Consider the following 11,948-nt stretch of genomic DNA (forward strand, 5'->3'; position numbering starts at 1 on the left):
CGCTTTCGACCCATCGTGCCCATGGCCGGCCGGAGCGCTCAGTCCGCGTTTGACACCGGCGAGAGCTGCTCGCGGATCAGCTCGGCCAGGCGTCGGGCCGGCTCGGTGGGCCGCCGTGCGGCACGGTGCAGGGCCAGTTCCACGGCGGGCAGCGGCGGCAGGCCGCTCGACTCGTCCAGGGCGCGCAGCTGCGGCGTCAGCATGCTGCGGGTCACCACCACGATGGCCAGCCCCGCCTGCACCACCGGCCCGAGGCCGACCATGGACTGGCTGGTGTAGGCCACCCGCCAGTCGCGGCCGGCGGCGGCCAGGGCGTCCTCGGCCACCTCGCGGAAGAGATCGGCCCCGGGCGAGTAGAGCCCCAGGGGCAGCGGGTCGGACAACGCGGGCTGGTGCTGCAGCCCGACCGCCCAGGCCAGCGGCTCGCGTCGGATCATCTCGCCGCCGGGCGAATTTCGCTGGCGGGTGACCAGCGCCAGGTCCAGCTCGTCGGCGCGAACTCGTTCGACCAGGTCGGCGCTGGTGCCGCAGGTCACCTGCAGGCGCACCTCGGGATAGAGCTGGTGGAACCAGGAGAACACCGAGGTCAGCAGGCTGGCGTAGTCCTCGGGAATCCCCAGGTTCAGCTCGCCGGTGACGCGCCGCGTCCGCATGTCGGCCAGCGCCTCGTCATTGAGCGCCAGCATCCGGCGGGCATGGCCCAGCAGGCGATCCCCCTCGGCGGTGAAGCGCAGGCGTCGACCTTCCCGCTCGTGCAGGGAGACGCCCAGCGCGCTCTCCAGCCGCTGCAGCTGCATGCTGACGGTGGACTGGGTATAGGCCAGGCGCCGCGCGGCAGCGGTGACGCTGCCCGTGTCGGCGACGGCCACCAGGGTACGCAGCAGGCTGAGGTCGAGGGTCGGGGCTCGCATCGATACATCACCAGTCTTGATGAATTGGATCAAGAATGATCGTTATCGTGATGAATATGGCATGGATAGCATGGCGGCACCATCCACCCGGACTTGTCCACACGCTATCGGAGGCCACGACCATGCAGCTCCATACCTCTCGGCTCATTCGCTCCCCCTGGCTCGGCGGGTGCGCCGCAGCGCTGGCGGTGGTGCTCTGGGCACTGGTACCGCTGCTGGTGAGCGCCGCCGGGGAACTGCCGCCGCTGCGCCTCTCGGCCCTGGCGCTGCTGGCCGGGGCGCTGGGCACACTGCCCATGGCACACGGCCGCCAGCGCCGCGGCGCGACGCTCTCGAAAGGCCATGGCGTGCTGGTCCATGTCGGGGTGGCGCTGCTGGTGGCCGGGGCGGTGGGCGCCTGCTTCGCCAGCTTCTCCCTGGCCCCCCCCGCCGAGGCCGCGCTGATCACCTACACCTGGCCGGTGCTCTTCCTGCTGGCGAGTCGCTGGCTCGTGCAGGGGCGCCTGACCCTGGCCACCCTCGGCGGGGCCCTGCTGGCGTTCTCGGGCGCCGCCCTGCTGGTCGCGCCCCAGGCCCTGACGGGCGGGCTCTCCGGCGCCTGGAGCGGCTACCTGCTGGCGCTGGTGGCGGCGCTGTGCTGGGCGCTCTACTCCCTGGCCTGCCAGGTCCCGGGCTGGCGCCTCGGCGAGCGCATGCCGCACCTGCTGCTCACCGCCAGCGTCATGACCGGCGTCGCCAGCCTGCTGCTGGAGGGGGTCAGCGAGCTGCCCTCGCCCCAGGCACTGCTGGCCACCGCGGCCCTGGGCCTGGGCCCCTACGGCATCGCCATGCTCGCCTGGGACCGCGCCCTGGGCGACCCGCAGGCGGCGCGGCTGGGTAACCTGGCCCACGCCGTGCCGGTGCTCGCCACGCTGTTCCTGGTGCTGGCCGGGGTCACCGCGCCGGACTGGCGGCTGCCGGTGGCGGCGGTGCTGGTGCTCGCCGGCAGCATGACCGCCTCCCGCTGACAGCGGGGCACGTTGCGATACACTCAGGGGTAGAGCCGCTCCGGGCGCCCTGCCCGTGGCAGGGCACCCGCCCGCTACCCTGGAGGCCAGACGATGAGCCGCGACATCCCCCCCGATCACTATCTGGACTACTATCGCCCGCCCGGCAGCGACGCCCTGGGCCTCGTGCGCATTCACGCCAGCGCCACCGGCATTACCGGAATCGAGTTCGTCGAGGAGGCAGACGCCCCCGCACGGCCGAACGCGCTGACCGAGCACGCCCGCGAGCAGCTGGACGACTACTTCGCCGGGGCCCGCCGCGACTTCGACCTGCCGCTCTCGCCGACGGGCACCGACTTCCAGCAGCGGGTCTGGGCGGCACTCGCCACCATCCCCTTCGGCGAGACACGCAACTACGCCGAGATCGCCGAACAGCTGCGTTGCAAGGGCGGCCAGCGCGCGGTGGGTGCCGCCAATGCCAGGAATCCCCTCGCCATCGTGGTGCCCTGCCACCGGGTGATCGGCAGCGACGGACGCCTGACCGGCTATGCCGGCGGCCTGGGGCGCAAGCAGTGGCTGCTCGCCCACGAGGCGGGGGAGATACCGCTGGGGCTGTTCTGACGGGCGGCGAAGCGTCCGCCCGGGACAGGCTCCTCGGGTCGACCGACGCCGTCAGACGGCGTCGAGTCGGGCCCCGAAGCGGCGCACGCTGGAGACGAAGTCGCTGAAACGCTCGCCCTGGATCACCACGTGCGCTCGCAGCAGGCCTTCCGCCCGCTCGGCATCGCCATGCTCGATGGCCGCGAGGATCTCCCGGTGCTCGTCCAGGGAGCGGCCCATGCGCTTGCGGACCTGCAGCTGCAGGCGGCGATAGGGCTTGAGGCGCTGCTTGAGCTGGCGCGCCTCCTCGGCCAGGAAACCGTTGTGGCTGGCCGCGTAGATGGCGTGGTGGAAGCCCTCGTTCTCGTAGTAGTACTCGTCGGTGTCGCCGGCCTTCGCCGCGGCCTCGCAGCGCATCAAGGCCTCGCGCAGGGCGTCGACCTCCTCCTCGGTGATGCGCCGTGCGGCAAGCCGTCCGCACATGCCCTCCAGCTCCGCCATCACCTCGAACATCTCGATCAGCTGGTCGAGGCCCACCCTCGCCACGAAGGTGCCCTTCTTCGGCGTCACCGTGACCAGGCCGCTGGCCACCAGCTGCTGGATGGCCTCGCGCACCGGGGTGCGCGACACCTCGAAATCGCGACACAGGGCCTCGGGGTCGAGGCGTTCACCAGGCGCCCGACGGCCATTGATGATGTCGTCCTCCAGGGCATCGCGGAGCCGCTGGGCATTGGACCGTTTCATGCGCTTTCCCCTCCTTCCCTGCGCCGGTTTGACGCGGAATACGGCAGGGCTTCCACCTTTGTCTAGCCCGACCAAATTGACACTAGTATAGCCAGGGGTCTATTGATGTATACATCAGCGATGCTGATGGACATTTCATTTCACAACAACTCATATCCACAACAACAACGTCTCTGGAGATGCCATGAAACCCTCACTCACCCCCGTCGTGGCGGGCCTGGCCCTGGCCGCCCTCGCCGCAAGCTCCGTCGCTTCCGCCCAGACCGTGCTGCGCGCCTCCCACCAGTTCCCCGGCGGACAAGGGGACGTGCGCGACGAGATGGTGCAGATGATGGCCGACAAGGTCGCCGAGGCCGATGTCGGTCTGGAGATCCAGGTCTATCCCGGTCAGTCGCTGTTCAAGGCCGACGAGCAGTGGGGCGCACTGGTTCGCGGACGCCTGGACATCACCGCGTTGCCGCTGGACTACGCCAGCGGCCGCCATCCCGAGTTCTCCGCCACCCTGATGCCCGGCCTGGTACGCAACCACGAACACGCCCAGCGCCTCAACGACTCCGAATACATGGAGATGATCAAGGAGGTCATCCAGGAAGGCGGCGCCCGGGTACTGGCCGATGCCTGGCTCTCCGGGGCCTTTGCCTCCAGCCAGAACTGCATCACCTCGCCGGAGACCGTGGAAGGACAGAACTTCCGCGCCGCCGGCCCCGCCTTCGAGGAGATGCTGGAGGCCGCCGGGGCCTCGATCGCCTCCATGCCTTCCTCGGAGATCTACACCGCCATGCAGACCGGGGTGCTGGACGCCGCCAACACCTCCTCCATGTCGTTCGTCTCCTACCGCCTCTACGAGCAGGTGGAGTGCCTCACCGAGCCCGGCGAGCACGCCCTGTGGTTCATGTACGAGCCGATCCTGATCTCCGAGCAGGTCTGGCAGGAGCTCGACGAGGCGCAGCAGGAGGCGCTGACGGCCGCCGCCGACGAGGCCGAGGAGTTCTTCGCCGCCGAGGCCGCCGCCATCGACCAGCAGATGGTCGACGTGTTCGAGGAGAACGGCGTCGAGGTGGTCAGCATGAGCGAGGAGGACTACAACGCCTGGCTGGAGATCGCCAAGCAGAGTTCCTACAAGAACTTCGCCGATAATGTCGAGAACGGCCAGGCCCTGATCGACGCCGCCCTCGCGGTGGAATGACGCCAACGCTGCGATCCACTCGGACCCGACCGGCCGCCCCTGCGAGGGCGGCCATCCGCCATATCGGAGGGCCTCATGGAACACTCCCGCACTGACGCCACGACGCCCGGCGGGCTCGTCGGCGGCTATATACGCCTGATGGACAGGCTCTCTGGCGCCACCGCCTTTCTCGCCGCCGCCTTCTTCATCGCCGGCGTGGTGGTGGTCTGCCAGATGGTGTTCGTGCGCTACATCCTCGGCCAGAGCACCAGTTGGCAGACCGAGTTCACGGTCTTTTCCGTGACCGCCGCCATGCTGATGGGCAGCCCCTATGTGCTGATGACCGGCGGCCACGTGGCCATTACCCTGCTGCCGGACGCGATCGGTGGCGTGATCGGCAAGCTGATGAAGCTCATCGCGGCCCTGGTTGGCCTCGGCTTCTGTGCCGCCCTGGCCTACGCCTCCTGGATCTACGTCGCCGAGGCCTGGCACGGCAGCTGGACCACCGGCTCCGTCTGGAACCCGCCCCTGTGGCCGGCCCTGCTGCCCATGGCCATCGGCATCACCCTGCTGACGCTTCAGTACGTCGCTGAAATACTGCGTGGGGAGGGCTGAACATGGATCCCGTTACCGCCGGCATTCTCGTCGCCATCGGCCTGGTCGTGCTGATGGCCATCGGCACGCCCATCGCCTTCGCGCTGGGCGCCATCTCCTTGATCGCCCTGGTCGCCGACCGCGGCATGGCAGAGCTGACCTATTTCGGGGAAACCTTCTTCGACCGCATCGCGGAATTTGGTTTCGTCGCAATCCCCATGTTCATCCTGATGGGCGCCGCGGTGGCCTCATCGCCCACCGGACGCGACCTCTACCGCTCGCTGGATCTCTGGCTCGGCAGGCTGCCCGGTGGCCTGGCGATCTCCAATATCGGCGCCTGCTCGATCTTCGCCGCCCTCTCCGGTTCGTCACCCGCCACCTGCGCGGCCATCGGCAAGATGGGCATTCCCGAGATGCGCAGCCGGGGCTATCCCGATGGCGTGGCCGCGGGCTGCATCGCCGCCGGGGGCACCCTGGGCATCCTGATCCCGCCCTCGGTGACCATGATCATCTATGGTATCGCCACCGAGACCTCCATCGGCCGCCTGTTCATCGCCGGCATCGTGCCCGGCTTCATGCTCGCCGGGCTGTTCATGGTCTGGACGCTGATCGCCTGCAAGCTGGCCGGCGGCTACGGCACTCCCATGGTCACGGCCACCGAGAAGATCAAGCAGACGGTGCGCCAGAATGTCGACGCCAACCTCAAGGCACTGGTGCGGGTGCTGCCCTTCCTGGCCGTGGTGATCGGCATCCTCTTCGCGCTCTATGGTGGGGTCGCCACCCCCTCCGAAGCCGCCGGCGTCGGCGCCTTCTTCTGTATAGCGCTGGCCGTCATCATCTACCGCATGTGGCAGGTCAGGCCCCTCACGCTGATCATGCGCGACGCGCTGCGCGAGAGCGTGATGATCATGCTGATCATCGCCGCCGCCGAGGTCTTCGCCTATGCCCTGTCGTCGCTGTTCATCACCCAGACCGTGGCCGGCGCCATCGCCGACCTCGAGGTCAATCGCTGGGTGCTGATGGGGGTGATCAACGTCTTCCTGCTGGTGGCCGGCTTCTTCCTGCCGCCGGTGGCGGTGATCGTGATGACGGCGCCGATCCTGCTGCCGATCATCCTGGCCGCGAACTTCGATCCCTACTGGTTCGCGGTGATCCTCACCATCAACCTGGAGATCGGTCTGATCACGCCACCTGTGGGGCTGAACCTGTTCATCATCAACAGCATCGCGCCGGACATCTCGCTGCGTGACGTGCTGATGGGCAGCCTGCCCTATGCGCTGTGCATGGTGCTGGGGATCCTGCTGCTGTGCTTCTTCCCGGGACTGGCCACCTGGCTGCCCGATCTGCTCATGGGCTGATGGAGGATTCTCGAACGTGAACATGACCTTCCTGCAGGAGATGTTCCAGTCGATCACCCAGCGCGACGCCCTGCTGCGCCGCCGCCAGGGAGACGGAACGCCGCCGGACCACCGCCGCCTGGTGGAGGCCTGCCACCGCCTGCTGGAGAGCGACGGGGAGGCCTCGAGCATTGCCCTGGCCAGCCGTGCCCTGGGCATGTACCAGCGCCTCGAGCCTGCCGAGCGACTGCGCTTCTTCGAGCGGCTGGCCAGCGACTTTGCCGCCGAGCCGACGGAGATCGACGCGGCCTACGCGCGCTATGCCGAGCAGCGCGACAACGACAGCCTGGAGGCGCTGTTCGAGGCCTGCGAGCCGCGCCGCCAGGAGCTGATCCGCCGCCTCAACCTGACCAGCGGCGGCACCGCCGAGCTGGTGCGCATGCGCGAGGACCTGCTCGGCCTGCTCCGCGAGCACCCCGAGTTCTCGGCCGTCGACGCCGACTTCGCCCACCTCTTCGGCTCCTGGTTCAACCGCGGCTTTTTGATGCTCAAGCGCATCGACTGGAACACCCCGGCCTCGATACTCGAGAAGATCATCCGCTACGAGGCGGTGCACGAGATCCGCGACTGGGACGACCTGCGTCGCCGGCTGGACGCCCGGGACCGGCGTTGCTTCGCCTTCTTCCACCCGGCGATCGGCGACGACCCGCTGATCTTCGTGGAGGTGGCCCTGCACAAGGGCCTGCCAGCACGCATCCAGCCGATACTCGCTGGCGAGGATGTCGGCATCGACGACCCCGAGATCGCCGACACCGCCGCCTTCTTCGGCATCAGCAACTGCCAGACCGGCCTGCGCGGCATCTCCTTCGGCAACTTCCTGATCAAGCAGGTCGTCCAGGAGCTCAAGCAGGAGCTGCCCCAGCTCAAGCACTTCGTCACCCTCTCGCCGGTGCCCGGCTTCGCCCAGTGGCTGGCCGAACGGCGCGAGGACGAGAGCCTGCCCTTGGCGCTGCGCGAAACCCTCGCCGAACTGGAAACGCCGGACTGGCACGGCGACGCCGAGCGGGCCGAGCGACTCAAGGCAGTGGTCAAGCCACTGGCCGCCCGCTACCTGGTGGAGGAGAAGAACGCCCGCGGCCAGCCGCTCAACCCGGTGGCCCGCTTCCACCTCGGCAACGGTGCCGAGCTGCATCGCATCAATTGGCTGGGCGACGTCTCGAAGAAGGGCCTGAGGCAGGCCGCCGGCATGATGGTCAACTACCTCTACGTGCTCGAGGACATCGAGCGCAACCACGAGAACTACACGGCCAACGCCACCGTGGCTCGTTCGAGCGAGGTCAAGGACCTCGTCCGCAAGGCCAGGAAGCTGGCCAAGGGAGAGAATACAAAATGAATCACAACCTCTTCGCCACCTTCGCGCGGCGCATGCGCGAGCGCGGCGACGCCGACTTCATCACCACCCGCCAGGGCCACGGCTACAGCCACGCCGAGGCCCTGGCCACCACCGCACGCCTGGCCGGCGCCCTGGTCGAACTGGGCGTGACGCCGGGCGACCGCGTGGCGGTGCAGGTCGACAAGAGCCCCGAGGCGATCCTGCTCTACCTGGCCACCCTGCGCGTGGGCGGGGTCTACCTGCCGCTCAACACCGGCTATACGGGAGAGGAGATCCACTACTTCCTCGGCGATGCCGAGCCGGCGCTGTTCGTCTGCCGGCCAGGGGATGCCGAGGACGCGCGCAGCATCGCCGCCGATACCGGCTGCCCGCAGGTCGCCACCCTGGGCACGGCGGCCGACGGCAGCCTGATGGAGGCGGCCGAGACGGCCACGCCCCGCGACGCCATCGTCGAGCGCGATGACAACGACCTGGCGGCGATCCTCTACACCTCGGGCACCACCGGGCGCTCCAAGGGCGCCATGCTCACCCACCGCAACCTGGGCTCCAACGCCGCCACCCTGGCCGAGGCCTGGCACTTCAGCGAGGAGGACCGGCTGATCCATGCCCTGCCGATCTTCCACACCCACGGCCTCTTCGTGGCCTGCAACGTCACCCTGATGGCCGGCTCCAGCATGCTCTTCCTGCCGAAGTTCGACGCCGATGTGATCTTCGAGGAGATGCCCCGCGGCACCGTGCTGATGGGCGTGCCGACCTTCTACACCCGGCTGGTGGCCGATGAGCGCCTGACGCCGGAGGTCACCGCCAACATGCGCCTGTTCGTCTCCGGCTCGGCGCCGCTCACCGCCGAGACCCACCAGGCGTTCGAGCAGAAGACCGGCCATGCCATCCTCGAGCGCTACGGCATGACCGAGACCAACATGAACCTCTCCAACCCCTACGACGGCGAGCGCCGCGCCGGCACCGTGGGCATGCCGCTGCCCGGCGTGGAGTACCGCATCACCGACCGCGAGACCCACGAGCCGGTACCGAAGGGCGAGATCGGCATGCTGGAGATCCGCGGGCCCAACGTCTTCGTCGGCTACTGGCGCATGCCCGAGAAGACCCGCGAGGAGCTCCTCGAGGATGGCTTCTTCGTCACCGGCGACCTGGCGATGGTCGACGAGCGGGGTTACGTGCACATCGTCGGCCGCGACAAGGACCTGGTGATCACCGGCGGCTACAACGTCTATCCCAAGGAGGTCGAGCAGGTGATCGACGAGCTCGAGGGTGTCCACGAGTCCGCGGTGATCGGCCTGCCCCATCCCGACCTGGGCGAGGGGGTCACCGCCGTGGTGGTGCCCGAGCCGGGGGCGAGCCTGGACGAGGCGCGGGTGCTCGACCACCTGCAGGGCCAGCTGGCCAAGTACAAGCAGCCCAAGCGGGTCTTCTTCGCCGACAGCCTGCCGCGCAACACCATGGGCAAGGTGCAGAAGAACCAGCTTCGCGAGCAGTACCAGGACACCTATCGCTGAGGAGCGCCCGTGCCGACCACGATCCGCTACTACTACACCCACGTCTCGCCGTGGAGCTACCTGGGCCACGCGCGCCTCGGCGAGATCGCCGCCCGTCATGGGGCCAGGATCGACTACGTGCCGATCACCCTCGGGGCGATCTTCCCCCGAACCGGCGGGCTGCCGCTGGCCAAGCGCGCCCCGGAGCGGCAGGCCTACCGCATGGCCGAGCTCAGGCGCTGGCCCCAGCGGCTGGGCATTGCCCTCAACCTGGAACCGGCACACTTTCCCACCGACGACCGTCCGGCGGCCCGGCTGGCACTGACGGCGAAGGCACAGGGGCATGACATCGCCGGGCTGTCGCTTGCGCTGATGCGGGCCTGCTGGGCCGAGGAGCGCGACATCGCCGACCCCGGGACCCTGCGGGAGATCGCCGCGGCCTGCGGGCTGGACGGCGCGGCGCTGCTGGAGGACGCCGAGAGCGGGGCGGGCCAGCAGCGCCTGGACGAGGCCTGCCAGGCCGCGCTGGCCGATGGCTGCTTCGGGGCGCCCTGGTACCTCCTCGACGGTGAGCCCTTCTGGGGCCAGGACCGCCTGGAACTGCTCGAGGAGGCCCTGGAGAACACATGAGCCCGCGACCGCCTGCCGCCCTGGCCGATGTCAGGGCCCTGACCTTCGATGTCTTCGGTACCGTGGTGGACTGGCGCAGCAGCGTCATCCGCGAGGGCGAGACGCTGGGCGCTCGCCTGGGCCTGGCGGTGGACTGGGCGGCCTTCGCCGACGCCTGGCGCGGCGGCTATGCGCCCGCCATGGACCGGGTGCGCCACGGCGAGCTGCCCTGGACGCGCCTCGATGACCTGCACCGCATGACCCTCGACCGCCTGCTGGACGACTTCGGCATCGCCGACGCCCTCGACGAGGCCGAACGGGAGCGCTTCAACCGCGTCTGGCACCGCCTGGATCCCTGGCCGGACAGCGTGGCCGGCCTGGCCCGCCTGCGCGAGCGCTACGTGCTGGCCACCCTCTCCAACGGCAACATGTCGCTGCTGGTGAACATGGCGAAGCGCGCCGGCCTGCCCTGGGACTGCGTGCTCTCGGCGGAGCTCGCCGGCCACTACAAGCGCGACCCCGAGGTCTACCGCATGGCGACCCGCCTGCTCGACCAGCCCCCCGAGCGGGTGCTGATGGTCGCCGCCCACCTGGACGACCTCCAGGCCGCCCATCGCGAGGGCTTTCGCACCGCCTTCGTCCGGCGCCCCCTGGAGCACGGCCCCGATGCCACGCCCGACCTCAGCGTCGACCCCTGCGTCGACCTGGTGGCCGACGACTTCCATGACCTGGCCGACCGGCTCGGCCTTCCCTAGGAGCGGCCTTCAGCCGCCGCGCTGCTGGCGGCTCATGGCGCTGCCCGAGGCGGGGCGCTCCACCTCGAAGAGGTCGCTGCAGCGGGCGTAGTCGTTGCCGGCCATGCGGCCGATGGGCCTGAGCGCCTCGGCATCCACGTGGCGCCCGTCCCAGAGGGCGTCGTCGACATGGATCGACACCACCTCGGCCAGCACCAGGTTGCCGGCCAGCGGCTGGTCGCCGAAGCGGATGATCTCGCGCAGGCGGCAGCCGAAGGCCACCGGCGCCGAGGCCACCCGCGGCACCGAGACACCCGCCATGGTGACCTTCTCCAGGCCCGCGTGGGCGAACTCGTCGTCGCCGTGCTCGAGCCCCGCGCTGGTGGCGTTCATCTCCTCCACCAGCCCCTCGCCGCTGATATGCACCACGCACTCGCCTACCTCGCCGAGGTTGCGGATGGTGTCCTTGGGATTGGCATCGCCGTCGAGCAGCGGCGAGAAGCCCAGCACCGGCGGGTTGACGCTCACCACGTTGAAGAACGAGAAGGGTGCCAGGTTGGTGTTGCCCGCCGCGTCCCGGGTCGAGACCCAGGCGATGGGGCGCGGGCAGATGCTGCCCGAGAGAAGGCGGTAGATCTTGCCCGGGCTCAGCCCGTGCTCCTCCAGCAGGTAGTCGCTCATGGTGTGGCCTCGCTTCGTGGGTCGGGCTCGAGAGTGTCGCCTCCGCGGGCCTCAGTTGTCCAAGGGACGCCGACACGACTACTCGAAGCTGGTGCAGACGGGCGCCTGCTGGGCGGGGTCGTGGGCCACCTCGAGGCTGACCGGCTCGCTGACGTTCGTGAGGGCGGCACGCCACTGGTGGTCGACGTTCACCGGGTCGCAGCTCCCTTCGCTGCCGCCGCCGAAGTTGGCGTCGATCCAGTAGTGGACGTCGTAGAGCCGGCCCTCCTGAAGCGCGCCGGGGAAGGTGAAGGAGAAGGCCGGCGGCTCCTCCGCCGCCACGGTGCCCTGCTCGGTGGCCACGACCTCGCCCGCCGTCACGTCGTAGAGCGCCACCCGGATGGCCTGGCCGCCATGCGGCGCGATGAAGGTGCCGTCGCCGCTGAAGGTGAGGTCATGGCCCTCACCGGCCAGGGTGGGCGCCGCCGCGACCAGCAGCACGACGGCCAGCGGGCACCAGGCGCCCTTGGCGAGGGGGGTGAAGCCTGTCATCACATGCCTCCTTTCTGGATCTTCTGGGTATGACCTTGGCCATATCGCGGCCTGCTTCCCAGCATAGTTCACGGTGCGTCAGCCGCGGTGCATGTCCCCATTGCCTCCGGGGCAGCGGCAACCCCTGCCCTGTGGCACCATGAGAGGCCCCGGCACCCAGCGAAGGAACC

Annotated in this window: 13 protein-coding genes; 9 read left to right on the forward strand and 4 right to left on the reverse strand. The window is 69.3% G+C overall.

Annotated features, from left to right (window positions below):
• Positions 1–38 precede the first annotated feature (38 nt).
• Positions 39–911, reverse strand: coding sequence for a LysR substrate-binding domain-containing protein (locus QLQ86_RS11080; RefSeq protein WP_282816965.1), 873 nt, complete (start codon positions 909–911; stop codon positions 39–41).
• Positions 912–1,033: 122 nt separating this feature from the next.
• On the opposite strand from QLQ86_RS11080, the gene QLQ86_RS11085 reads away from it, so the two are divergent.
• Together QLQ86_RS11085 and QLQ86_RS11090 are read left to right on the forward strand one after the other, a co-directional pair.
• Positions 1,034–1,918: a DMT family transporter gene (locus QLQ86_RS11085; protein WP_282816966.1), complete on the forward strand. Its 885-nt coding sequence runs from the start codon at positions 1,034–1,036 to the stop codon at positions 1,916–1,918.
• A gap of 93 nt (positions 1,919–2,011) precedes the next feature.
• Complete coding sequence (locus QLQ86_RS11090) at positions 2,012–2,518, forward strand: methylated-DNA--[protein]-cysteine S-methyltransferase (RefSeq protein ID WP_282816967.1); 507 nt, start codon at positions 2,012–2,014, stop codon at positions 2,516–2,518.
• Between the two features lie 51 nt (positions 2,519–2,569).
• Here QLQ86_RS11090 and QLQ86_RS11095 read toward each other — a convergent pair whose 3' ends face one another.
• The gene (locus QLQ86_RS11095) at positions 2,570–3,241 is read right to left on the reverse strand and encodes a GntR family transcriptional regulator (protein WP_282816968.1); all 672 of its coding nucleotides are present in this window, start codon (positions 3,239–3,241) and stop codon (positions 2,570–2,572) included.
• A 184-nt stretch (positions 3,242–3,425) separates the two neighbouring features.
• Here QLQ86_RS11095 and dctP point away from each other — a divergent pair, with 184 nt between their 5' ends.
• From dctP to QLQ86_RS11130, 7 genes are all read left to right on the forward strand, one after another.
• The gene (gene dctP, locus QLQ86_RS11100; protein WP_282816969.1) at positions 3,426–4,427 is read left to right on the forward strand and encodes a TRAP transporter substrate-binding protein DctP; all 1,002 of its coding nucleotides are present in this window, start codon (positions 3,426–3,428) and stop codon (positions 4,425–4,427) included.
• A 75-nt stretch (positions 4,428–4,502) separates the two neighbouring features.
• Positions 4,503–5,021 carry a TRAP transporter small permease subunit gene (locus QLQ86_RS11105; protein WP_282816970.1) on the forward strand — a complete coding sequence of 173 codons (519 nt, stop codon included), beginning with the start codon at positions 4,503–4,505 and terminating at the stop codon, positions 5,019–5,021.
• Positions 5,022–5,023: 2 nt separating this feature from the next.
• On the forward strand, positions 5,024–6,358 hold the full coding sequence (locus QLQ86_RS11110) for a TRAP transporter large permease (protein ID WP_282735189.1): 1,335 nt from the start codon (positions 5,024–5,026) through the stop codon (positions 6,356–6,358).
• Between the two features lie 16 nt (positions 6,359–6,374).
• Positions 6,375–7,730: a malonyl-CoA decarboxylase gene (locus tag QLQ86_RS11115; protein ID WP_282816971.1), complete on the forward strand. Its 1,356-nt coding sequence runs from the start codon at positions 6,375–6,377 to the stop codon at positions 7,728–7,730.
• Positions 7,727–9,244, forward strand: coding sequence for a malonate--CoA ligase (locus QLQ86_RS11120; RefSeq protein ID WP_282816972.1), 1,518 nt, complete (start codon positions 7,727–7,729; stop codon positions 9,242–9,244). The genes QLQ86_RS11115 and QLQ86_RS11120 overlap by 4 nt, the downstream gene beginning before the upstream one ends.
• A gap of 9 nt (positions 9,245–9,253) precedes the next feature.
• Positions 9,254–9,853 (forward strand): 2-hydroxychromene-2-carboxylate isomerase, encoded by a 600-nt coding sequence (locus QLQ86_RS11125; protein ID WP_282816973.1) that lies wholly within the window; start codon positions 9,254–9,256, stop codon positions 9,851–9,853.
• The gene (locus QLQ86_RS11130; RefSeq protein ID WP_282816974.1) at positions 9,850–10,587 is read left to right on the forward strand and encodes a haloacid dehalogenase type II; all 738 of its coding nucleotides are present in this window, start codon (positions 9,850–9,852) and stop codon (positions 10,585–10,587) included. The genes QLQ86_RS11125 and QLQ86_RS11130 overlap by 4 nt, the downstream gene beginning before the upstream one ends.
• 9 nt (positions 10,588–10,596) lie before the next feature.
• On the opposite strand, the gene QLQ86_RS11135 is transcribed toward QLQ86_RS11130, so the two are convergent.
• Positions 10,597–11,247 carry a flavin reductase family protein gene (locus tag QLQ86_RS11135; protein ID WP_282816975.1) on the reverse strand — a complete coding sequence of 217 codons (651 nt, stop codon included), beginning with the start codon at positions 11,245–11,247 and terminating at the stop codon, positions 10,597–10,599.
• Between the two features lie 78 nt (positions 11,248–11,325).
• Entirely contained in the window at positions 11,326–11,778 is a 453-nt protein-coding gene (locus tag QLQ86_RS11140; RefSeq protein ID WP_282816976.1) for a hypothetical protein, read from the reverse strand.
• Positions 11,779–11,948 lie beyond the last annotated feature (170 nt).

Origin of the sequence: Halomonas rhizosphaerae (assembly GCF_030012485.1) — a bacterium.
In the GTDB taxonomy this organism is placed as follows: domain Bacteria; phylum Pseudomonadota; class Gammaproteobacteria; order Pseudomonadales; family Halomonadaceae; genus Halomonas; species Halomonas rhizosphaerae.

Coding starts and splice junctions, on each gene's coding strand:
- QLQ86_RS11080 (WP_282816965.1), bottom strand. CDS start 911: ATGCGAGCCCCGACCCTCGACCTCAGCCTGCTGCGTACCCTGGTGGCC.
- QLQ86_RS11085 (WP_282816966.1), top strand. CDS start 1,034: ATGCAGCTCCATACCTCTCGGCTCATTCGCTCCCCCTGGCTCGGCGGG.
- QLQ86_RS11090 (WP_282816967.1), top strand. CDS start 2,012: ATGAGCCGCGACATCCCCCCCGATCACTATCTGGACTACTATCGCCCG.
- QLQ86_RS11095 (WP_282816968.1), bottom strand. CDS start 3,241: ATGAAACGGTCCAATGCCCAGCGGCTCCGCGATGCCCTGGAGGACGAC.
- dctP (WP_282816969.1), top strand. CDS start 3,426: ATGAAACCCTCACTCACCCCCGTCGTGGCGGGCCTGGCCCTGGCCGCC.
- QLQ86_RS11105 (WP_282816970.1), top strand. CDS start 4,503: ATGGAACACTCCCGCACTGACGCCACGACGCCCGGCGGGCTCGTCGGC.
- QLQ86_RS11110 (WP_282735189.1), top strand. CDS start 5,024: ATGGATCCCGTTACCGCCGGCATTCTCGTCGCCATCGGCCTGGTCGTG.
- QLQ86_RS11120 (WP_282816972.1), top strand. CDS start 7,727: ATGAATCACAACCTCTTCGCCACCTTCGCGCGGCGCATGCGCGAGCGC.
- QLQ86_RS11130 (WP_282816974.1), top strand. CDS start 9,850: ATGAGCCCGCGACCGCCTGCCGCCCTGGCCGATGTCAGGGCCCTGACC.
- QLQ86_RS11135 (WP_282816975.1), bottom strand. CDS start 11,247: ATGAGCGACTACCTGCTGGAGGAGCACGGGCTGAGCCCGGGCAAGATC.
- QLQ86_RS11140 (WP_282816976.1), bottom strand. CDS start 11,778: ATGACAGGCTTCACCCCCCTCGCCAAGGGCGCCTGGTGCCCGCTGGCC.